13 protein-coding genes and 2 pseudogenes are annotated in these 20,861 nt (G+C 65.5%); 9 read left to right on the forward strand and 6 right to left on the reverse strand.

All coding sequences use genetic code 11. The features are described 5' to 3' along the window. The 6 genes and pseudogenes from NF876_RS37905 to NF876_RS37930 all read left to right on the forward strand — a co-directional run. A pseudogene (locus NF876_RS37905) lies at positions 1–253 on the forward strand (IS630 family transposase); the annotation flags it as partial. 48 nt (positions 254–301) lie between these two features. Beyond that, positions 302–817: a hypothetical protein gene (locus tag NF876_RS37910; RefSeq protein WP_262273072.1), complete on the forward strand. Its 516-nt coding sequence runs from the start codon at positions 302–304 to the stop codon at positions 815–817. Between the two features lie 797 nt (positions 818–1,614). Beyond that, on the forward strand, positions 1,615–2,277 hold the full coding sequence (locus NF876_RS37915; RefSeq protein ID WP_262273073.1) for a response regulator transcription factor: 663 nt from the start codon (positions 1,615–1,617) through the stop codon (positions 2,275–2,277). Then, entirely contained in the window at positions 2,274–3,668 is a 1,395-nt protein-coding gene (locus NF876_RS37920) for an ATP-binding protein (RefSeq protein WP_262273074.1), read from the forward strand. The genes NF876_RS37915 and NF876_RS37920 overlap by 4 nt, the downstream gene beginning before the upstream one ends. 626 nt (positions 3,669–4,294) lie before the next feature. After that, positions 4,295–7,006, forward strand: a complete 2,712-nt coding sequence (locus tag NF876_RS37925) for an Ig-like domain-containing protein (RefSeq protein WP_262273075.1) — start codon at positions 4,295–4,297, stop codon at positions 7,004–7,006. A gap of 114 nt (positions 7,007–7,120) precedes the next feature. Beyond that, a complete protein-coding gene (locus NF876_RS37930; protein ID WP_262273076.1) occupies positions 7,121–9,307 on the forward strand; it encodes a CHASE2 domain-containing protein in 2,187 nt (728 codons plus the stop codon). Positions 9,308–9,318: 11 nt separating this feature from the next. Here the strand turns inward: NF876_RS37930 and NF876_RS37935 are convergent, their stop codons facing one another. Then, positions 9,319–10,572: an MFS transporter gene (locus tag NF876_RS37935; protein ID WP_262273077.1), complete on the reverse strand. Its 1,254-nt coding sequence runs from the start codon at positions 10,570–10,572 to the stop codon at positions 9,319–9,321. 535 nt (positions 10,573–11,107) lie between these two features. Further along, the gene (locus NF876_RS37940) at positions 11,108–12,028 is read right to left on the reverse strand and encodes a LysR substrate-binding domain-containing protein (protein WP_262273078.1); all 921 of its coding nucleotides are present in this window, start codon (positions 12,026–12,028) and stop codon (positions 11,108–11,110) included. An 87-nt stretch (positions 12,029–12,115) separates the two neighbouring features. Here NF876_RS37940 and NF876_RS37945 point away from each other — a divergent pair, with 87 nt between their 5' ends. Next, positions 12,116–13,009, forward strand: a complete 894-nt coding sequence (locus NF876_RS37945; protein WP_262273079.1) for a DMT family transporter — start codon at positions 12,116–12,118, stop codon at positions 13,007–13,009. A 274-nt stretch (positions 13,010–13,283) separates the two neighbouring features. Next, entirely contained in the window at positions 13,284–14,522 is a 1,239-nt protein-coding gene (locus tag NF876_RS37950) for a threonine synthase (RefSeq protein ID WP_262273080.1), read from the forward strand. Positions 14,523–14,910: 388 nt separating this feature from the next. Here the strand turns inward: NF876_RS37950 and cysG are convergent, their stop codons facing one another. The 4 genes and pseudogenes from cysG to NF876_RS37970 all read right to left on the reverse strand — a co-directional run bounded on the left by cysG (position 14,911) and on the right by NF876_RS37970 (position 20,459). Further along, on the reverse strand, positions 14,911–16,419 hold the full coding sequence (gene cysG, locus NF876_RS37955; RefSeq protein WP_262273081.1) for a siroheme synthase CysG: 1,509 nt from the start codon (positions 16,417–16,419) through the stop codon (positions 14,911–14,913). Further along, a pseudogene (locus tag NF876_RS37960) lies at positions 16,416–18,122 on the reverse strand (NADPH-dependent assimilatory sulfite reductase hemoprotein subunit); the annotation flags it as partial. The gene cysG and the pseudogene NF876_RS37960, both read right to left, overlap by 4 nt. A 24-nt stretch (positions 18,123–18,146) precedes the next feature. After that, the gene (locus tag NF876_RS37965; RefSeq protein ID WP_262273082.1) at positions 18,147–19,898 is read right to left on the reverse strand and encodes a diflavin oxidoreductase; all 1,752 of its coding nucleotides are present in this window, start codon (positions 19,896–19,898) and stop codon (positions 18,147–18,149) included. Positions 19,899–20,180: 282 nt separating this feature from the next. Further along, positions 20,181–20,459 (reverse strand): LexA family protein, encoded by a 279-nt coding sequence (locus NF876_RS37970; RefSeq protein ID WP_262273083.1) that lies wholly within the window; start codon positions 20,457–20,459, stop codon positions 20,181–20,183. Positions 20,460–20,517: 58 nt separating this feature from the next. On the opposite strand from NF876_RS37970, the gene NF876_RS37975 reads away from it, so the two are divergent. Beyond that, the coding region (locus NF876_RS37975) for a helix-turn-helix domain-containing protein (protein ID WP_262273084.1) at positions 20,518–20,861 on the forward strand (344 nt) is incomplete at its 3' end.

The following is a 20,861-nucleotide window of genomic DNA, read 5'->3' on the forward strand; positions in this document are numbered from 1 at the left end:
TCCGCGCTTCCACCTGCACTTCACCCCGACTTCGGCTTCGTGGCTCAACCTGGTCGAGCGCTTCTTCGCCCTGATCACGCAGGAGCGCATCCGGCGGGGCGCCTTCACGAGCGTGCCCGATCTGGAGAGCGCGATCATGGACTACCTGGAGCACCACAATGCCGACCCTCGCCCCTTTGTCTGGACCGCCCCGGCCTCAGCGATCCTGGAAAAGGTCGCCCGTGCGAAACAAGCGTTAGAGTCACAACACTAGCGTGGCCCTTCGGGTCGCTTGCGCGGCCCGCTGGGCCCGCCTCATCCGATGCGCCGATCAAGAGAGGGAGCCTCGGATGAATCCCAAAAGTGGTGTCCACTTTTCACGTCCGATGCTCTAGCCTCATCGGCCATTGATCCTGCGATCATCGCCAGGCTCGAAGCGTCTGTCGCGACCGAGCCGGCCTCCGTTGTCGTCCTGCGTGCCTGCGTCGTCTGCGCCGCGCCCGCGGACACGCATCACTTCCAAGCGATCGTCCGCTCCGCGGGTGCGGGTGCGTGTTTGATGCTGCTCCCGCATGCGGTCTCTCGACGTCGTCGCGGCTTGCGCGCCATCGTCCGCCCCATGGCCGCGTCGCCCGCCGCCGTCCGCGCGAGGTCCCGCTTGATCAGCGCTGCCGCGTCCCGCGCCTCTTCCACCGTCGTCCCCGCCGCGCCCCCCGCGTCCGCTGTCGCCGCCGGAATGTCCGCCCTGGTCATCGCTGCCCTGACCTCCACGTCCGCCGTGGTCGTCACCTCCGCGGCTTCCGCCGTGATCATCGCCGCCGCGGGCAAGCGCGGGTGACAGTGTTGCGCTCATGATCGCGGCCGGCATGGCGGCGGTCAGTGATGCCAGAACTGTCCCAAGAGCCAGAATGCTCGTCCTTGTCGCGTTTCGCTTCAACATTGTCTCTTTCCCTTCATCCGAAGCGCAATAGGCGCCGGTGAGAGACAGCATGGGGGAAGCCGGACATACGAAGCTGATAATGCATGTCAGCGAAATATCAGGTGGGGCATGCTATGCTGAGTGACTTTGGAAGTTCCCATGATCCGGCGCCACCTCCTCGTCTTCATCGTTGCGGCTTTGGCTGCTGCCGCTGTGCAAACCGGTCACCCAACGACCACGTTCGCCAAAGATGGCGGAGGAGGCGGCGATGGAGGAGGGCATGGCGGCAGCGACAACAGTGGCCGGGGCAGCGACAACAGTGGCCGGGGCAGCGACAATAGCGGCCGGGGCAGTGACAACAGCGGTCCTGGCCACGGGTCAGGCGGAGAAGGTCAGGGTCGTGGTGGAGATGACGGCTCCGGTCGTGGACGCGGTCGAGGGCGTGACGATGACGATAACGCGACGTCGCGCGGCTGGGGCAGCACCTCCCCCGAGAGTGCCAGGGAGGCGGTTTCACAGGGATGGGCTCTTGCGTTGAGCGCTGTGCTTCCCATGGTCTCGCGAGCCGTTCCGGGTCAGGTTCTGGAGGTTGATCTGCGCCAATCCTGGACTGGTGAATGGCGTTACGAATTCCTCATTCTCACCCGCGACCGTCGGTATCAGGAGGTCGTCGTCGATGCGCGGAACAGCCAAATCCTCCAAATCAGGAGACGCTGATGAGAATCCTTCTCGTCGAGGATGAACCGGCCATCGCCAGCGACATCCACCATGCTCTGGCCGAAACCGGATATGTGGTCGATATCGCGCGAGATGGCGAGGAAGGATGGTTCCGGGCATCGACCGAGGAGTATGATGCGCTCATCCTCGATCTCGGATTGCCGAAGCTCGACGGCCTCTCCGTGGTCAGGCGATTGCGGGACGAGTCCAGCACGGTTCCGATCCTGGTCCTGACGGCACGAGGATCATGGCTTCAAAGAGTTGAGGGAATTGACGCCGGGGCCGATGACTATCTGACGAAGCCCTTCGAGATGGAGGAACTCCTGGCCCGCTTGGCTGCGCTGCTGCGGCGGGTGGGGCGCCACGTAACACCTCTCATCGAGGTTGGCGCTCTGCATATCGACACGCGGCGTTTGAGGGTCCTGCTCCATGGCAGAGCGATCGAGCTATCGCCGCTTGAATTCCGTCTGCTCAGGTACTTGGCGCACAACCGAGACCGCGTCGTCACCCAGGGTGAACTCGTCGAACATGTCTATGGCTCGGACGAGCCGGAGAGTAACGCCGTCGAGGCTCTCGTAGCCCGCCTGCGTCGCAAAATCGGAGCGAAGGCGATCGGAACTCGACGCGGTCACGGATACATCATGGAGACGCCCGCGTCATGACACGCAATTCGATAAGGCTCCGGCTCCTGTTCGTCGCCGTCATGTCCATCGTCGCAACGATTGCAGTCGCAGGCGCATCCCTGGTTTTCTTTTTCGAGCGACAGGTTCTCCGGTATGTCGAGCAGGATCTCAACATTCACTGGACGGAACTGGCAACGGCCTTCGGCGCGGGAGGCGAGGGTCAGATTGGCGAGAAGCTGACGGATCCCCGCTATCACCAGCCCTATGGCGGAGCTTACTGGCAAGTCTCCGAAGGTGGACGAGCGATCGTGCGGTCGCGTTCTCTATGGGATAAGGAGCTTCCAACGAATGGACATCGAGAGAGCGGTGAACAGGACCGCGCATTCGAGGTCGAAGGGCCCGACGGCTCCGAACTCTACATCATCGAACGGGAGGTCGCGACGGATGGTCCGCAGGGTCCGCGTCGTGTGAGTCTCGCCGTCGCCCTCGATCACGACCAGATCGTAGAACTGCGTCAGGCCTTCGGATGGGATGTGACGCGGGTCCTCATCCCGATTGCCGCCGTGCTCGTCCTTTTCGCATGGCTTCAGCTCTGGCTGGGATTGCGTCCATTGAGGTCGGTCGGACAGGAACTGAACGCAATACGGACCGGTCAAATCCGGCGCATGACCCGACACTTTCCCGATGAACTGTCCCCGCTCGTCGAGAGCATCAACAATCTCCTTGACCGCCAGGAAGATCTCGTCCGCAAGGCGCGCGACCGCGCTGGCGCGCTGGCTCACGGCTTGAAAACGCCTTTGACGATTCTGGGGGGTGAGGTGCGGCGCCTTGAGCAAGCGGGGCTTCAGGAGGCCGCCGAATGCATGCAGGAGCAGCTTCGCTTGATCTACACGCATGTGGAGCGCGAACTCGCGCGGGTTCGCACGAGCGGCACCCCAGCCGCCTGCGGGGCCTATACGCAAGTCGACCAGACCATCGTTCGTCTTCTGCGATTGATGCAGCACATGCCGAGAGGTGAGCGGCTGATTTGGCAGACGGATATCCCAGCCGACGTGGCCATCGATATGGATCCCCACGATTTTGGCGAGGTCATGGGCAATCTGCTCGACAATGCTCGTAAATGGGCGAAAGCCTGCGTCACCATCCAGGTGGAAAGATTGGACGATAAGGCAAGGATCAGTGTCGCGGACGACGGTCCTGGGTTCTCGGGCGATGGACAGGGAGGACGGCCCGAGCGGGGCGTTCCGGGACGATCGGAGCCAGGTTCCAGCGGGATTGGTCTCGGCATCGTCGAGGATATCCTGAACGAGTACGGGATCGATGCAGAGATCGAAAGCAGCGGATTCTGCCGCGTCGCTTTCGATGTTCCGTTATGCCGTCCCGGGCAAGTCAAGAACGCACCAAGGAGTGCCGTGCTCATGAGTTCGTAGGATGAGTGCCTGAAGGTTCGCCGGGAGGGGCGGCATCCGATGGGGCGATGTTGCGAATGCGTGGACGGCATCATCCCAGGAGGGCACCATGACCCGTCGCCGTTTCTGACGGTGAACCGGATCCACTTCACCGAAACAGGCTCAAGACCGCGGATCATTCAGGACAATCGACGACGCAGTCGATCAAGACCGGTGTTAGCGATGTCATGGAGGAGAAGATCGGAATGGGTTGGAACGATGGGCCGGCAGGCATGATCGGCAGCGACAAGCCGACCGGAGTGCAAGCGGACGCTCTCTGGAGTGGAGCAGGGCTGACACCTTCTTCTTGAGACCGGCCGAGGACCCCGCCGCCAAGAGTTCCGGGCGTGATACGATCTCCCGTTCTTCCATTCGGCAGAAGGACTGAAGTGATCCCTCGGGCAGGATGAAAAAGCCTTCATCGGAATTCAGTCGTCCCATGCGAGGCCGAGGAACTGCAAGACGGACAGGATTAGAGTCATATTTTTCGTGTCCTGGACAGGGCCCGGCGACAAGCCTGCGGCCAGGATGCCTAACCTTGAGATTTGCTTCCGGTAGGAATGAACGTTCGAAAGAGCTATCATTCCTTGGAACACAAGGGTTCAGCTGTGTACCAGTCTCGGGACGGCGCCAGTGTTTTCGACATCTGGGTCGACGCCGCCGAGGCGTCGGAGAGCCGCGCTGACTCTGACGCATCCGTTGTCTTTCCGGATAAGGATCTCCTGTTTACTGCAGATTTCAAGCGATCTGGGGCCGATCTTCTGCTGGCGAGGCCTGACGCGACGGCGGTCATTCTCGACTATTTCAGCGGGGACAGACGCCTGAACATCACGACGCCCGAGGGAGCGAGCCTCACAGCGGAGACCATCGCATTGCTCGCAGGAGCGGATCTGCGGGGACAATATGCCCAGCTCTCCGGTGCTCCTGCCGGGCGCGCGCCGATCGGGCGGGTCGAGAAGGTGTCGGGGACCGCGACGGTCCTGCGAAATGGCGTGTCGGTCGACCTGCAGGTCGGCGACGCGGTCGCCAAAGGCGATGTCGTTCAGACCGGATCGTCGTCCTCGTTGACGATCAAGTTCAACGACGGGACGGTGTTCAACCTGTCCGCCAGCGCCCGGATGGTGCTGAACGATATGGTCTACGCTGCCGATTCGAGCTCGAATTCGGCGCTGTTCACCCTCGTTCAAGGTCTGATCGGATTTGTCGCGGGCCGGATCGCCAAGACAGGGGATCTCAAGGTCGATACTCCCGTCGCCACCATGGCCATCAGGGGAACCGCCGTACAGGCAGAGGTCGCCGCCGTCAGTGGTGCCACGCGGTTCTCGCTGCTGACCGAGCCGGACGGAACCGTCGGTTCCTTCCTCCTGCTCGACAAGGCGAACCCGTCGCAGGTGATCACCGCGATGTCGGACGCCCGCACGTCGACGCTGTTGACTCCCGTCGCCGGCTCCGAACCGCGAATCACGCAGATCACGAAAACGGGCGACGACATCCGTGGCGAAAGCGACTTTGTCCGGGATCTCTTTCAGGTGTTCTCCCAGGAGCCGCGACAGAGGAGGGGCAGCAGCGATTTCGAGGATGCGCCGATCGTTCCGGTGAACCTGCCCCAACCGGTCGAAACCCCCGACCCGTCGCAGTTCAGCGTCATCACCCCATCCGGCACGGGACGCGCGCCGCCCTCAAACCTGATCATTCCCGCGATCATCACGTCTCCTGCCGAGGTTCTCGGTCGGGCAATCGAGGATGGACCGCTTGCCCGGCTTGACGCATTGCCCGACACTCTGATGCGGGACGAGGCAGGGCGCTCCGTGTTGATCGTACCGGCCACGCTGCCTGCGGGCGTGCGATTTCTCGCCGGTTCGCAGAGTTTTTCTCTCAATCCGTCGCACCCGGCCTACCAGCACCTGGGAGAGGGCGAATCCCAGGTCGTCACCATCGATTATATCTTGCAGATCGACGAGAACGTCCGCATTCCGGCTTCGGTGTCCTGGACCGTCATCGGGCGAAACGACGCTCCCAATGCCGCGAGCGACAGCATTCTCGATGCCGCAGAGGCCGGACAACGGATCCTGCCCGTGCGCGCGAACGACCGTGATGTGGACGGCAATGCGATCCATATCACGAGCTGGACCGCCCCGCTCGAGGGATCGGTCTTCCGAAGCCCGTCCGGAGATCTCGTTTTCGATCCGGGAACGGAATTCGAGGCTCTCAGCGCGGGTGAGACCGCGACGGTGACATTCACCTATACGATCTCCGACGGGAAGGGAGGCAGCGACACGGCGGACGTCACCGTGCAGGTGCGCGGCACCGGAACGTTTTCGGCGCCTCATGTGTCCGCTTCGAGCGGTGACACCCTCGGATTCAACAGCCAGCCGGTCTCTCTCACCATCGATGCGCCGTCGGCAACGACGACTGCAACGGCGGACCTCGATCTCGTCATTGGTCTGGGGCCGATTCTGCAGCCTCAGATGAACGTGCTCTACCTGATCGACATCTCGGGAAGTACGTCGGATCCGTTCCAGGGAGCGCCGGTCGGCGATCTCAATGGCGACGGACGCGCCGATACGGTTCTGGATGCGGAAATCGCCAGTCTGATCGCGCTGACCGAGCGCATCAGAGGACTGGGCTTTTCCCCAGCCGACGTCACGGTGACGGTGATCCCGTTCAATGGCAGCGCCGACCCGGCCGAAGCCTCGGCAGGAGGAATCGTGAACGCCATGACGTTCAGCCTCGGCGTCGCGGGCGAAGGCGCGATCGCGAGCCATCTGAGAGGGTTGAACGCAGGAGGCGGCACGAATTTCGCGGACGCGCTGCGGGCAGCCAACGAACGGCTGCAGGATTTGGACCAGGGAGGAGAAAAGAATTTTCTCTACTTTCTCTCCGATGGCAACGGGCAAGGCCCGGTCAATGCGGAACTCGCCACTCTGAACGACGTTCATGAGGCGAGGATCACGGCCCTTGGCGTTGGCGCCAACGCGAGCCTTTCCCAGCTGAACGTGATCGACAATACGGGCGGGGCCTCGCGTCTGACGTCGCCGGATCAGATCGATGTCTCCGTCCTCGGAGCACCGCTCCCGAGCGGGGTCGTCAGAGATCTCGACATCTTCGTGAACGGAACGGAGATTCCGGAGTTCGGTCTCGAAGATCTCACCGCAACAGCGAGCGGTTATGTCCTCGATGCCTCTATCGGCGGCCTGAGGCGGCTGGTGGGCGATGAGAACACGGTGTCGGCAATCGTCACGTTCGCCAGCGGCGAGGTCCTGACGACGGAGCTGACGATCGCGGGCGCTCTCCCTCGTTCGACGGACCTCATCCTGTGAGGGATCCATGAGCCGACCGGCGTGCCTCTTCATTCCCGGCCATAGGCTGTCGGGCGCAAGCGTCCAAGGGAATGGGGCCGCCGGACGGACATGCGGCTCGACGGATCCGTCCCGATGACCTTGATCCTCAAAAAGCTGCGGCGCTTCGGGATCGGACGGATCGTCAGCCTGCTGCTTCTCGTCAGCCTTCTGGCCGTGCGGGTCTGGGATCCGGAACCTGTGGAGGCGCTGCGCCAGAAGTCCTTCGACATCTATCAGCTCATGCATCCGCGCACCGAACGCAAGGACCTCGTCAGCATCATCGATATCGACGAGCAGAGCCTGAGGGTTTTGGGGCAATGGCCTTGGCCTCGCACGGTCATGGCCGAGATGATCTCGAAGATCGTGGGGCTCGGGGGAGAGGTCATCGGATTCGACGTGCTTTTCCCCGAAGAGGATCGCAGTTCTCCGGACGTTGCGGCGAGAACCTTTCAGGGGCTGGACGATGCAACGATCGAGAGGCTTCGGCGTCTCCCCGGCAACGATGCGATCTTTGCCGAGGCGATCCGTAACGCGAAGGTCGTCCTCGGACAATCGGGCTATCGCGTATCGGGAGCGGCGCTGAGCGCCCGGCCCGCCAGTCAGGCGCCGATCGCCACCCTGGGACCGGATCCACGCGCGTTCCTAGTGGACTTTCCGCAGCTGCTGCGCAACCTGCCCGTCCTGGATGATGCAGCGCAGGGACATGGCCTTTTCTCGATCAGCCCCGAAGGGGACGGGACGGTCCGCCGCGTCCCGGTCGTCGCCTTGGCGAACCAGACCGTGGTTCCGTCGCTGTCGCTCGAAATGCTGCGGGTGGCCACGGGAGCCGGGGGCATCCTCATCAAGACGGATCTGAGCGGCGTGCGAAGCGTCAGCGTGCAGGATTTCGAGATTCCGACCGACGGCAAGGGACGGATCTGGATCCACTTCTCGGCTCCCGAACTGGGCAAGTACATCTCCGCCATCGACCTGCTGGAGGACCGTGTCCCGGCTGATCGGATCGCCGGAAAGATGGTGCTGATCGGGACCTCGGCAGCCGGGCTGCTCGATCTCAAGGTGACGCCCGTCCATCCGGCCCTTCCCGGGGTCGAACTGCACGCGCAACTGCTCGAGAGCGCGCTGACGCGATCGACCCTGAGCCGCCCCAGCTACACGGCCTTCGCCGAAATCCTGCTGGCGGCCCTGCTCGGCCTGACGGTCATCGGGCTGGCCCCCACGGTGAGTGCCGGGCCGCTCTTCCTGCTCGGCGGCACGATCGCGGCTCTAATTCTGGGTATGTCGTGGTACTGCTTCTCGTATCTCGATCTCCTGATCGACTACACGTTCCCGCTGACCTCGAGCTTCCTCGTCTATGCCGTCCTGATCTGCACGAACTACATGACCGTGTCGGCGGATCGCCGCTGGATCCGATCGGCCTTCAGCCAGTACATCTCTCCTGATCTCGTCGAGCAGCTGGCGCATTCGCCCGAGCGGCTGACGCTGGGCGGCGAGCAGCGCGAGCTCACCGTGCTGTTCTCCGACATCCGGGGCTTCACGGCCATCTCGGAGGCGTACAAGGACGACCCGCAGGGATTGACCGCGCTGATCAACCGCCTCTTCACGCCCCTGACCAAGGACATCGTGCAGCATCGGGGAACGATCGACAAATATATGGGCGATGCCATCATGGCCTTCTGGAACGCCCCGCTCGACGACATCTCCCATGAGGCGCATGCCTGCGAGGCCGCTCTCACCATGCTGGAGAGCCTTGAGACTCTGAACGACGAGCGCCGGCGGGAGGCCGATCCGACGCAGTGGGCTGCACCGCTCCGGATTGGGATCGGCCTGAACACGGGTGTCTGCGTGGTCGGCAATTTTGGCTCCGACCTGCACTTCAACTATTCCGTCCTGGGCGACACGGTCAATCTGGCGTCCCGCCTGGAGGGGCTGACCAAGCAGTACGGCGTCCCGATCATCGTCGGGGAGAAGACCGCCCAGGCGGTGCGCTCGCGGTTCGCCGTCCTCGAACTGGATCATCTGCAGGTCCGTGGCAAGCAGGACCCCGAGCGCATCTTCGCGCTGCTCGGACGGGGCGACATGGCCTCCGGTCCCGACTTCATCGGCCTGCTGGAGCGGAACGACGCGATGCTCGCGGCCTATCGGGCCAGGGAATGGTCGCAGGCTCTCGAAACGATCCTGATCTGTCGGGAAGCCGGCAAGGTTTTCGGGCTCGACGACTACCATGACTTCTACATCCAGCGGATCCGGCATCAGATCGAGGCCCCGGCCTCGTCCAAATGACCCTGCTTCGATCAGGTCTTCTGCGGCGCGGCCTCCGCCGTCGCCTCGCTGCGGACGAGCTGATCGCGCCGGGCGAGATCCGGAAACCAGAACCGCCAGAGCCCCGCGAGCATGATCGTCCCGATGCCTCCGATCACGACGGCGGGAGAGGCCCCGACGAGCCAGGCGAGCGTTCCCGACTCGAACTCGCCGAGCTCGTTGGACGCGCCGATGAACACCGTGTTGACCGCAGCCACGCGCCCGCGCAGATCGTCCGGGGTCTCCGCCTGGACGAGGGTCTGGCGCACCACGACGCTGACCATGTCGGCCGCCCCGAGGATGGCGAGCAGCACCAGGGTCAGGCCGAAGCTCGTGGACAGGCCGAACCCAACGGTCGCCAGGCCGAAGACGCCCACCGCCTGCAGCATGCGCAGGCCGGCCCGTTGGGACAGGAGCGAGGAATGGGCCAGGACGACCGCCATGGTGACGGCCCCGACCGCCGGCATGGAGCGCAGGAGGCCGAGGCCCCAGGGGCCCACATGGAACACGTCGCGGGCGAAGATCGGCATTAGGGCCGTGGCCCCGCCCAGAAGGACCGCGAAGAGGTCCAGGGAGATCGCCCCGAGCAGGATCGGCCTCGTGCGCAGGAACACGAGCCCGGCCACGAGGCGGGACCAGGTCACCGGCTCGCGCCTGGCCTCGGCCGGGCGCAGGCGTAGGGCCGCCACGAGCAGGGCGGCGAGCCCGAAACACACGGCCGATCCCATGAACGGCGCCGTCGGGTGGACCGCGTACAGGATGCCGCCGACCGCCGGGCCGCTGATGGTGGCGACCTGCTGGACCGAGGAGTTCCAGGCGATGGCATTGGCGAGGTCGCCCGGCGGCACCAGGCCAGGCACGATGGCCTGGGCGGCGGGGTTGCCGAAGGCCCGGGCGGCCCCGAAGGCCACCAGGAGGCCGTAGATCGGCCAGAGCGCCGGCACGCCCGCCTGCACCTGCGTGAGCAGGCCGAGCGAGGTCAGCATCATGGCCGAGAAGACCAGCATGAGGATCCAGCGCCGGCTGTACCGGTCGGCCACGAGGCCGGTCACGAGCACGAGCGCAATGGTGGGCAGGAACGACGCGAGCCCGACCAGGCCGAGGTTGAGCGCGCTGCCGCTGGCATCGTAGACCAGCCAGGCGACGGCGACCGTCTGAACCTGCACGGCCAGCGCCATGGCGAACCGGGCCGCGCAGAACAGCCGGAAATCCCTGTGGCGGAAGGCCGCCCAGCCCTTCGATGCCATCGTGTTCGCCCCTCGCTCCCTGGCCGATCCCGCGGGCGCTTCTGTAGACCATTTTTCGGCGCAGCGAAGCGCTTCGCCGGCAAAAAATTGCCGCACGGCGGGACAGAGCGCGACTCCGCGCCGGCGAGGGACTGGGGCTGCCGCTGTGTGCAATGGCCGGGCTTGTGCCGGTTCTCTCGCTTCTGTGGGGCGCGGCGCCTTGCCGGTCGGTGTGGCCGTGACAGGCCCTACGATAGCGTGGGAGGGTGGCGCCACCGCGATGGGCGCCCTCCGTCGTTATCACCGGGCTCGTCCCGATGATCTCGATGGATTGAAGCGCCGCGCCTTTCCGCATCGGGATGGCCGGCACAAGCCCGGCCATGACGCGAGAGGGTGGAAGGACAGGGGAGCGTCATGCTGCGGAGCGGATGCTTGATCTGTGTCGATGTCAAAGAGCCAGCACCTGTGGACCCGCAGCCGTGAGGCTGCGAGCCTGATGTGGGATCGAGGGTGGCGCGAGTGGCGGGGCCGGCTCGATGCTGATGGTGGGAGATCTTTACGCGCTCAGGAATGTCCGGGCATCCGCACCGTTCACCCCGGCCTCCACCATGATGCGCCGGGCCAGTTCCGCTGCTGACGGCCGGAGGCGGCCTGGGGTCCGGTCGAGCCAGTACGATACGGGATTGACCACCGTGCGCGGATCCACCGCCGCGACACGCCCGGTGCGCAAGGCATCGCCCGCCAGGGGCGGCCGGGCCAGCGCGATGCCCAGGCCATGGGCGGCGGCATCGAGGACGAGGTTGTAATCCTCGAAGCGGCGGTCCTGCGGGCGAGGGCGGTAATCCATGCCTTGCGCGGCGAACCATGCCCGCCATGCCGATGCATCGGAATCATGGACCAGGGGATAGTTCAGAAGCCGTTCCGGCGGCCCGGCGCCGAGCGTCTCCGCAAGCGTTGGCGATGCGATCGGGAAGCACTTTTCCTCGAACAGGCGCACGGATATTCGTCCCGGCAGGCTGCCGCGCCCGCAGCGGATGGCCAGATCGATCCCCTCGGCCTCGAGGTCGATGCTGCGGTGCTCGACCACGAACTCGATCCGCAGGGACGGATCGCCGGCCTCGAAGGCTCTCAGGCGCGGCATGAGCCAGAGACTGCTGACCGATGGGATCGACGTCAGGCGGACGATGGCCGCGCCGCGCTGCTCGATCCAGCGGTCGGAGCTGTCCGCGATCAGCGCGAAGGCCTCGCTCGTCCGCTGATGGAGGCGCTGCCCCTGCGGCGTCAGCGCGACGCCGCGCGCCTGCCGGTCGAACAGCCGCTCCCCGAGCCAATGCTCGAGCTTGGCCACTTGTCGGCTGATGGCGCCGTGGGTCAGGTGCAGGTCGTTCGCCGCGGCCGAGAAGCTGCCGAGCCGAGCTGCGGCTTCGAAAGCCCGCAGGGCATCGAGGGGTGGCAAGGGGGCAGAGCTATGACTCATGCTCACAGCTGACCGTTGAATTGTTCGATTGTCAATCAGCTCGGAACGACGAATTGTCGGGCTCGCCCTTTCCTTCGCGAGTGTCCCATGAGCATCGGTGCCGCCCATCCCTCCAAACCCCTGTCGTTCGACCATGTGACGGCCGTTGCGGTGATCGTCACGATCCTCGCCTGGGCGTCGGCCTTCCCGGCCATCCGGGCCGGCCTGCAGACCTTCGGCCCGATTGAACTCGGCGCCCTGCGGTTTGCGATCGCGGCCGTGCCGGCCGCTCTCTTCCTCATCGTCACCCGTCCGGGCTGGCCGACACCGGCCGATTTCCTCCGCCTGGCGGCGGGCGGCCTTCTGTTCGTGGCGCTTTATACGGCGCTTCTCAACATGGGCGAGATGACCGTCTCGGCCGGGGCGGCGAGCTTCATCATCAACACGAACCCGATCATGACGGCCGGGCTCGCGATGCTCGTGCTGGGCGAGCGGTTCAGCGCGCGGGCCTGGACAGGAACGGCCCTGTCGTTCGCCGGCATCGGGCTCATCGCCCTCGGCGAGGGCGAAGGAATGCGCCTCGACACCGGAGCCCTGCTCATCCTCGGAGCGGCGCTCTGCAACTCGGTGACCACCGTGGTCCAGAAGCCGCTCTTCGCCCGGCACAAGCCGCTGACGGTCTCGGCCTGGAACATGGTGCTCGGCGCGCTGGTCCTTGCCCCGTGGCTCCCGAGCGGCGCCGGTCAATTCGCCGCCGCCCCTTCATCGGGGGCCCTGGCCGTGATCTATCTCGGCCTTGTCCCGAGCCTCATCGCCTACGGCACCTGGGCCATCGCCCTGTCTCGCCTGCCGGCGAGCCGCGCGTCGAACTTCATGTACTGCGTTCCGCCGGTCGCGACTCTCCTGGGCTTCGCCTGGCTCGGGGAGGTGCCGACGATGCTCGGCGCCGCCGGCGGCCTGATGGCGCTCGCGGGCGTGGCCGTGGTCAACTGGCGGCGGTAGGAGAGACCGGAGAGCAGACCGTCGCGCTCGGTCGATCGACAGGACAGCAGGAAGAGCATCGTCGCGCCATGCAGCACGACGATGCTCTGCCTCGGTCGCACATTCGAGCGAGCGTCGTAGGGCAGGCCCGAAGAAGAGCGTGCCGACGGCTATCCTGCACGACGATCAGTGATGTCCCAGACGCGGCGAATCCGGTATTCATTCGCTTCCCGTGCCGCTGGCGACGCTGCGGCTCATCACGATGGCTCCCATCACGGTGTCAAAAGGCGATCCCATGAATGCCAACGCAAATCTCATCTCCGATCGGCCGACCTTCGTCACCCATCTCGAGTGTTCCTGGACCGGCGAGATCTACGAGGCGGACAAGCCCCACAATCTCTCCCGCGCCGGCAAGCCCCTGTTGGTGCGCTACGATCTCGAGGGTGTTCGCGCCGCTCTCAGCAAGGACGAGCTGTCCCGGCGTCCGAACGATCTGTGGCGCTGGCGCGAGCTCCTGCCGGTGCGCCGCACCGCGGACATCGTGAGCCTCGGAGAAACCGCCACCCCGCTCGTTCCGCTCGCCCGGTCCAAGACCGGCGGCGGGGAGGTGCTCGTGAAGGACGAGGGCCGTCTTCCTACGGGATCGTTCAAGGCCCGTGGCCTCGTGATGGCCGTGTCCATGGCCAAGGCTTTCGGCATCGGGCATCTGGCCATGCCGAGCAACGGCAATGCCGGAGCGGCTCTTGCCGCTTATGCGAGCCGCGCGGGCATGCGCGCCACCGTCTTCTGCCCGGAGGACACGCCGGAGATCAACCTGTCCGAGATCGCCCTTCAGGGAGCCTCCGTCTATCGCGTCAACGGCCTGATCGACGATTGCGGAAAGCTCGTTGCGCAGGGCCACGAGGCGACGGGATGGTTCGACGTCTCCACCCTCAAGGAGCCCTATCGGATCGAGGGCAAGAAGACGATGGGCTTGGAGCTTGCGGAACAGCTCGGCTGGGAGCTTCCCGACGTGATCTTCTATCCGACGGGGGGCGGCACCGGTCTCATCGGCATGTGGAAGGCCTTCGACGAGCTGGAGGCCATCGGCTTCATCGGCAGCAAGCGGCCGCGCATGGTCGCCGTTCAGGCGGAAGGATGCGCCCCGATGGTGCGGGCCTTCGAAGAGGGCACGGAGACGGCCACCCGCTGGGAGAATGCCCATACGCTCGCATGGGGCATTCGCGTGCCGCAGGCCGTGGGCGACTTCCTCATTCTTCGCGCGGTGCGGGACAGCGGCGGCTTTGCCATGGCCGTCTCGGACGAGGCCATCACGGACGCGGTCGCATCGGTGGCGCGCGACGACGGCCTTCTGCTGAGCCCGGAAGGCGGCGCAACCGTCGCGGCCTATCGACAGGCGCTCGCCGACGGTCGGCTGCGCGGGGATGAGCGCGTCGTGCTGTTCAATTGCGCGACCGGTCTGAAATATCCGCTCCCGCCGATGCGCGCGTCGCTCGATCGCACCAAGCCGATCGATTTCACCAAGCTCGCGTGAGTGTCCACTGTCGCGAGACGGCAGCGTGATCTTCACCAAGGCTCCCTCGCCGAGAGCGAGCCTTGGAATTTTTTTGCTTCTCCGAATGGCGTCCATGGAATGATTTCGACCCACGGCGGGCCATGACGAGAACGATCTTCTGAATTTCAATCGTCACGTCGAAGATGCTGTCCGTTTGCCTGTGTGACCTGTAAATTGAAGGGAGATGACAGCAGGCACACACGACAGCATGTCTCACGGACATTCACGCTCATCGCGCAAAATGATTTTCGGGATCCTTGTGTTCTGGCTCGCGGTCGGAGCGGCCGTTGCCGGCAGGGTTGCCTATTTCGATCAGATTGCCGCGCCCGCAGCGGCAAGGCCGTTGTGACGGAAGCGTCAGCCGCTTTCAGTGATCCAGCAATGCGCGAACAAGCTGCTCGTTGTCGGGAGGGAGCTGCTTCTGCGCGTCGAAAGCGTTGAACGGTTGATCCTGGATATCCCTCGGCGCGGCAACGGATGCCCCGATGGCGATGATCAGCGGCCCGTCCTGGGGAAGGTCGATGCCGCGCGCCACATTCCCGATCGTCGAATGCACGCTGTCCTGATCGTCGCGCGATACGTTGCTGATGGCCACGACCGGTGTGTCGCTCGGCAGGCCGCTCTCGACCATCCGGGTCGCCAGCTTGGATGCCGTGCGTCGGCCCATATAGACGATCGTCGTCGCTTGCGGGTCCGCCAGGGCCGCGAGATTCAGATTCTCCGGAAGATCCCCATGCCGGTCATGGGCGGTGATGAACTGAACCCTTTGAGCATGGTCGCGATGGGTCAGGGACGCGTTGAGCGAGGCCGCCGCGGCGCTTGCCGTCGTGACGCCCGGAACGATCCGGACCGGAACGCCGGCTTCCCGGCATGCGGCCACCTCTTCACCGGTTCGTCCGAAGATGGCGGGATCCCCGCCTTTGAGACGAACGACGCGCTCGCCTGCAAGCGCCAGATCGACGATGAGGGCGTTGATGTCGTCCTGACGGCACGATGCGCCATGGCCCTCCTTGCCCACATGGACGCGGCGGGCTTCCCGGCGCGCCAGTTCGAGGACGGCCGGCGTGACGAGGCGGTCGTAGACGATCACATCGGCCGCCTGCAGCTCGCGCATGGCCTTCAGGGTCAGAAGCTCGGGATCGCCCGGACCCGCGCCGACGATGACGACCTCACCTCGTCCGGGCGATTCCGGGACGCCGTCGCCGATTTCGCGGGCGAGGCGATCCAGCATGCCGTCACGAACTTGGGATCCGTTGACGAACGCGGTATCGACGAACCGTTCCCAGAACCGGCGTCGACCCGGCTTCGACGGCACGATCTCCCGCAGGCGGTCACGGAAGTCCTTCGCGGCTTGCGCCCAAGCGCCGAGCGAAGAGGGCAGGACCGCCTCGATGCGCCGGCGGATGGCCTGGCCCAGGATGGGAGCCGCGCCATCGGTCGAGATCGACACGACGACGGGAGCGCGATTGACGATGGTGCCGAACTGAAAGTCGCAGAAGGTCGGCTGATCGACGATGTTGACAAGGGCGCCGTGCCGGCGTGCCGCTTGGGCGAAGGCTTCCGCCTCGAACCGATCCTCGATGTCCGCGATGGCGACAGAGACCGCGACCAGGTCCGCCTCACGCCAGGGCCTTCGGACAAGGGTGAGATGCGCCGGGTCGTTTCGAACGGCGGCGCGAAGCTCCGGCGACGGGTTCTCCGCAACGATCCTGACGGTGCCGCCCGCCGCCGCGAGGAGTTCGACCTTCCAGGCGATCCCATCGGATCCTCCGGCCACCAGAATCGAACGCCCGGCGAGATCGACGAAGACCGGTAGCTTCGGCAGGGCGTTGAGGCGCGCGGGACGCCGGTCCTCGGGCCGGAGAGGCTCACTCATTCCGCCGCCTCGGCCAGGGGGCCCGTGTTGGCGTGGAAATCGCGTCCGTTCTCCGTCGCGGCCACGATCCCCGCCCGGATGACGAAATCCCCGAATCGCTCCGCGGGCTTCCGGCCGTGGGCATAGGCCGCGAAGAGCGGATCGAGAGCGGCGATGATCTCGTCGTGCTGCAGGTCGACCCCGTAGAGCTTCGAGAGGCGGGACCCATCGAAGGCGCCGCCGAGATAGAGATTGTACCGCCCGGGACCTTTGCCCACGAGGCCGATCTCCGCGATGTATGGGCGGGCGCAGCCGTTGGGGCAGCCGGTCATGCGGATCGTGATCTCGTCCTCGGCGAGGCCGCGAAGGCTGAGCCGCTCCTCGAGGGCCGTCACGAGCGACGGCAAATAGCGCTCGCTCTCGGCCAGCGCCAGGCCGCAGGTGGGCAGGGCCACGCAGGCCATCGCGTTGCGGCGCAGGGCCGTGGCGTGGCTCGTCAGGCCGTATTCCGCAACGAGGGCTTCGATCTCCGAGCGCTTCTCAGGCGACACGTCGGCCACGATGACGTTCTGGTTCGCCGTGAGGCGGAACTCGCCGTCGTGGATCTCGGCGATCCGGCGGAAGCCCGTCAGGAGAGAAGGGCCGCCCGGGATATCGCGCAGGCGACCGTTCTCGACGAAGAGCGTCAGGTGGGAGCGCCCGTCTTCGCCCTCGACCCAGCCGTAGCGGTCGCCGTTGCTGTCGAACCGGAAGGGCTGCGGCTTGCCGAGAGCTTTGCCGATGCGCCGCTCGACCTCGGCGCGGAACGCCGCGAGTCCGCGATCCTCGATGGTGTATTTGAGGCGCGCATGCTTGCGCAGTGTGCGGTCGCCCCAGTCACGCTGCACGGTCACGACCGCCTCCGCGACGGCAAGGGCGTCCTCGGTCCGGCAGAAGCCCAGCACGTCGGCCGTGCGGGGATAGGTATCCTCCTCGCCATGGGTCATGCCCATGCCGCCGCCGACCGTCACGTTCCATCCTTTGATCTCGCCCTTCTTGTCGAGGATCGCGATGAAGCCGAGATCCTGCGCGAAGATGTCGACCTCGTTCGACGGCGGAACGGCCACCACCGTCTTGAACTTCCGCGGCAGGTAGGTCCGGCCGTAGACGGGCTCGACGACCTCTTCGCCTCCGGCGACTTTCTCTCCGTCGAGCCAGATCTCCCGATAGGCCGGCGTCTGCGGCAGGAGATGCCCGGATATCGACCGGGCCAGATCGAGAGCCGCCGCGTGGGCGCGGGATTGATGCGGGTTGGTGGAGGCCAGCACGTTGCGGTTGACGTCGCCGCAGGCGGCAAGGGTATCGAGGAGGGCCGCGTCGATGGCCCTCATCGTCGCCTTCAGGTTCGACTTGATCACGCCATGGAACTGGAACGTCTGCCGGGTCGTCAGGCGGAGCGTGCCGTTGGCGTAGTCCTGGGCGATCCGGTCGAGCTGCAGCCATTGGGCCGGCGTGCAGACGCCGCCCGGAATCCGCAGGCGGATCATGAAGGAATAGGCCTTCTCGAGCTTCTTCTTCGTCCGCTCGGCCCGCAGATCCCGGTCGTCCTGCAGATACATGCCGTGGAACTTGACCAGCTGCTGGTCGTCCTCGGTGATCGCTCCGGTCACGATGTCGGTGAGGCCTTCCGCGAGCGTGCCGCGCAGAAAGCCGCTTGCCTCTTTGATGCGCTCGTTCCGCGAGAGTTCCTTGGACATCGTTCGTGCTTCTCAATAAACGTCTTGGTGATAGCGCCGGCCGCGCTCGAGTTCGGCGACGGCGTGTTCGGCCGCCTCGGGGGAAAGGACCTTCACGTCGGCCAGTGCCGCGACGAGCGCGGCGCGGACGTCCTTCGCCATCGCCTTGGCATCGCCGCACACATAAAGCTGCGCGCCGTTGTCCAGCCAGTCGACGAGGTCGCGGCGCTGCTCCCAGAGTCGGTGCTGCACGTAGACCTTCTGCGGCGTGTCGCGGGAGAAGGCGAGGTCCAGCCGGGCGAGCGATCCGTCCTTCAGGGCATCCTGCCATTCCAGCTGATAGAGGAAGTCGTGCGTGTAGCGCCGGTCGCCGAAGAACAGCCAGGACCTGCCGCCCGCTGCGAGGGCACGCCGTTCCTGAACGAAGGCGCGGAAGGGAGCGATGCCGGTTCCCGGGCCGATCATGATGATGTCGGTGGAAGGGTCTGGCAGCCGGAAATGCTTGTTGGGCTTCAGGCGGACGCGGGCGGTCGCGCCCGCCTTGAGCCGGTCCGCCACGAAGGTTGACGCGACACCCCGGCGCACGCGCCCATGGGCTTCATAGCGGACGGCCGCGATCAGAAGATGCGCCTCGTCGCCGACTTCCCGGCGCGAGGACGCGATGGAATAGGCCCGCGGCGGGAGAGGTCGGGTGAGCGCCGTGAGCTGCTGCCCGGTCAGCGTGGCGGGATAGGCCTCGACGAGGTCGATGAACTGACGTCCCTCGATCCAGGCGCGGGCCTGCCCCTCGTCCAGGAGCTTGCGAAGCTCCGCATGTCCCGTCTCGGCGGCGAATGCTTCGAGGGTCTTGACCGAGAGGGTCGTGATGTCGCGCTCGGTCGTCAACGTGGCGCGCAAGCTGTCGTCGGCAGGCAGTCCTGTCGCCGCGAGAACGGCGTCCACGAGGGCCGGGTCGTTCTCGGGAAACAGTTCGAGTGCGTCGCCAGGCTCGTAAGCAGGCGCGCCGCCGTCGAAACCGAGCGCCAGGTGAATCGTCTCCTTGTCGGAGCGCGAGGAACTCAGGTTGACATGCTCGACGACCTCGCCGATCACCGGGTCTCGGCTCGGCTCGACGCTGACGCGGGGACCGAAATCGACCGACACCACGTTGCCTGAGCTCTCCGGGGCCGGAGCGAAGGCTTCAAGCGCCTTCTTGATCCAGGCGGCGGCAGGCGCCTCGAAATCCAGATCGCAATCGACCCTGTCGGCCGCGCGCGCGGCACCGAGTTCGGCAAACCGCGCATCGAGGGCTTTTCCGACGCCGCAGAACTCCGCATAGGCGGTGTCGCCCAGCGCCAGGACGGCGAAGCTCGTCCCGTCGAGACGAGGCGCCGATGGTCCCATCAGATCCGCATAGGCCCGGGCAGCCCGCCCCGGCGGCTCGCCTTCGCCCCAGGTGGCGGCGATCACTGCCAGTTTTCCGTGCTGCGGCAGGTCGGCCACGTCGAGATCGGCGAAATCGACGATCTTCGGCTTGAAGCCGCTCTTGCGGGCGAGCTTCGCCACGTCCTGGGCCAGCCGCTCCGCGTTGCCCGACTCGCTGGCGAAGAGGATCGTGAGCGGCTCCGCTGCCCGGGCCGGGGCGTCCACCCGGGGGAGGGGCGCCTGACCCGCATCGATCCCAGCCAGGAAGCCGGCGAGCCACGCGCGCTGGATGGGAGACGCCGCGCTCAGGACGCGATCGAGGCTGAGCCGGTCGTCGTCTCCGAAAGGCGCTGTTTGAGGCAGAAGGGCGAATGCTGACATGACATGAGTGTCGCGCGGGGTTGCATCACAAGTCAATGAAACGTTCTTTTTAAAGAACCTGTGCCGATAGAAAATTCTTTTGTCTCACCCGCCCCGGAGAGAAAAGAATTTCGCGGCGCCAGAGCGTCGGCGGTGGATGGAGGGGGGTGGGTGGAGGGCTCCTTGGCCCTCCGGCACCTCTCAAGCATCGGACATGTCATCGAACTCACGCCCGATGCTTCAAGCTTTTGGTGTGAAGCAACTTTTCACGCAAAGCCGGTTCCCACTTTTGCGTCCGATGCGCTAGATCCTCGGCGCAGAGGATTTGACCGGTTGGGGGTGGCGGAGGAGGGGCAGGCCTTCAGGGGCGACCAACACCTCGATGCTTCGCGCCACCCCGGGCTGACGGCGGATCAGGCCGGCCCGTTCCAAGGTCAGGATCATCTGGTACACGGAAGGCGGCGTGACCTGGAAATGGCGCTGCATGTCGGTCTCGGCCGGAGGGCGGCCATGGACGCGCGTGTAGGCGTCGATGAAGGCCAGGTACTGACCCTGCCGGTCAGTGAAGCTGTTCTCAGACATCCGCCACACGCTCGCTTCATCGGCTGATTCATCTCGGCCTCTTACACGGGAGGCCGAGATGACCATACGCTACCGGATTGAGCTGAGCGAGGCCGAGCACACCCAACTCCAGGCGATGCTCAGCGGCGGCAAGCAGGCGGCCCGAAAGCTCAAGCGCGCGCAGATCCTGCTGGCGGCTGATGCTGGGGTGCCGGACGAGACGATTGCCCAGAGTGTCGCTGTGGGCGGCTCGACCGTGTACCGGACCAAGCGTCGCTTCGTGGAAGGCAACCTGGAGCGGGCCCTCAGCGAGGAGCCCCGTCCCGGTGCCGCCCGCAAGCTCTCAGGCCCGGAGGAGGCGCTGCTGGTGGCGACCGCCTGCGCACAGCCGCCGGCGGGCCGGGCCCGCTGGACGCTGGAGCT

It is taken from the genome of Microvirga yunnanensis, from assembly GCF_025460875.1.

Bases quoted from the DNA above. Each gene is read 5' to 3' on its own strand.
- NF876_RS37930 (WP_262273076.1), top strand. From the start codon at position 7,121: ATGACCTTGATCCTCAAAAAGCTGCGGCGCTTCGGGATCGGACGGATC.
- NF876_RS37935 (WP_262273077.1), bottom strand. From the start codon at position 10,572: ATGGCATCGAAGGGCTGGGCGGCCTTCCGCCACAGGGATTTCCGGCTG.
- NF876_RS37920 (WP_262273074.1), top strand. From the start codon at position 2,274: ATGACACGCAATTCGATAAGGCTCCGGCTCCTGTTCGTCGCCGTCATG.
- NF876_RS37915 (WP_262273073.1), top strand. From the start codon at position 1,615: ATGAGAATCCTTCTCGTCGAGGATGAACCGGCCATCGCCAGCGACATC.
- NF876_RS37970 (WP_262273083.1), bottom strand. From the start codon at position 20,459: ATGTCTGAGAACAGCTTCACTGACCGGCAGGGTCAGTACCTGGCCTTC.
- NF876_RS37910 (WP_262273072.1), top strand. From the start codon at position 302: ATGCGCCGATCAAGAGAGGGAGCCTCGGATGAATCCCAAAAGTGGTGT.
- NF876_RS37965 (WP_262273082.1), bottom strand. From the start codon at position 19,898: ATGTCAGCATTCGCCCTTCTGCCTCAAACAGCGCCTTTCGGAGACGAC.
- NF876_RS37940 (WP_262273078.1), bottom strand. From the start codon at position 12,028: ATGAGTCATAGCTCTGCCCCCTTGCCACCCCTCGATGCCCTGCGGGCT.
- NF876_RS37945 (WP_262273079.1), top strand. From the start codon at position 12,116: ATGAGCATCGGTGCCGCCCATCCCTCCAAACCCCTGTCGTTCGACCAT.
- cysG (WP_262273081.1), bottom strand. From the start codon at position 16,419: ATGAGTGAGCCTCTCCGGCCCGAGGACCGGCGTCCCGCGCGCCTCAAC.
- NF876_RS37950 (WP_262273080.1), top strand. From the start codon at position 13,284: ATGAATGCCAACGCAAATCTCATCTCCGATCGGCCGACCTTCGTCACC.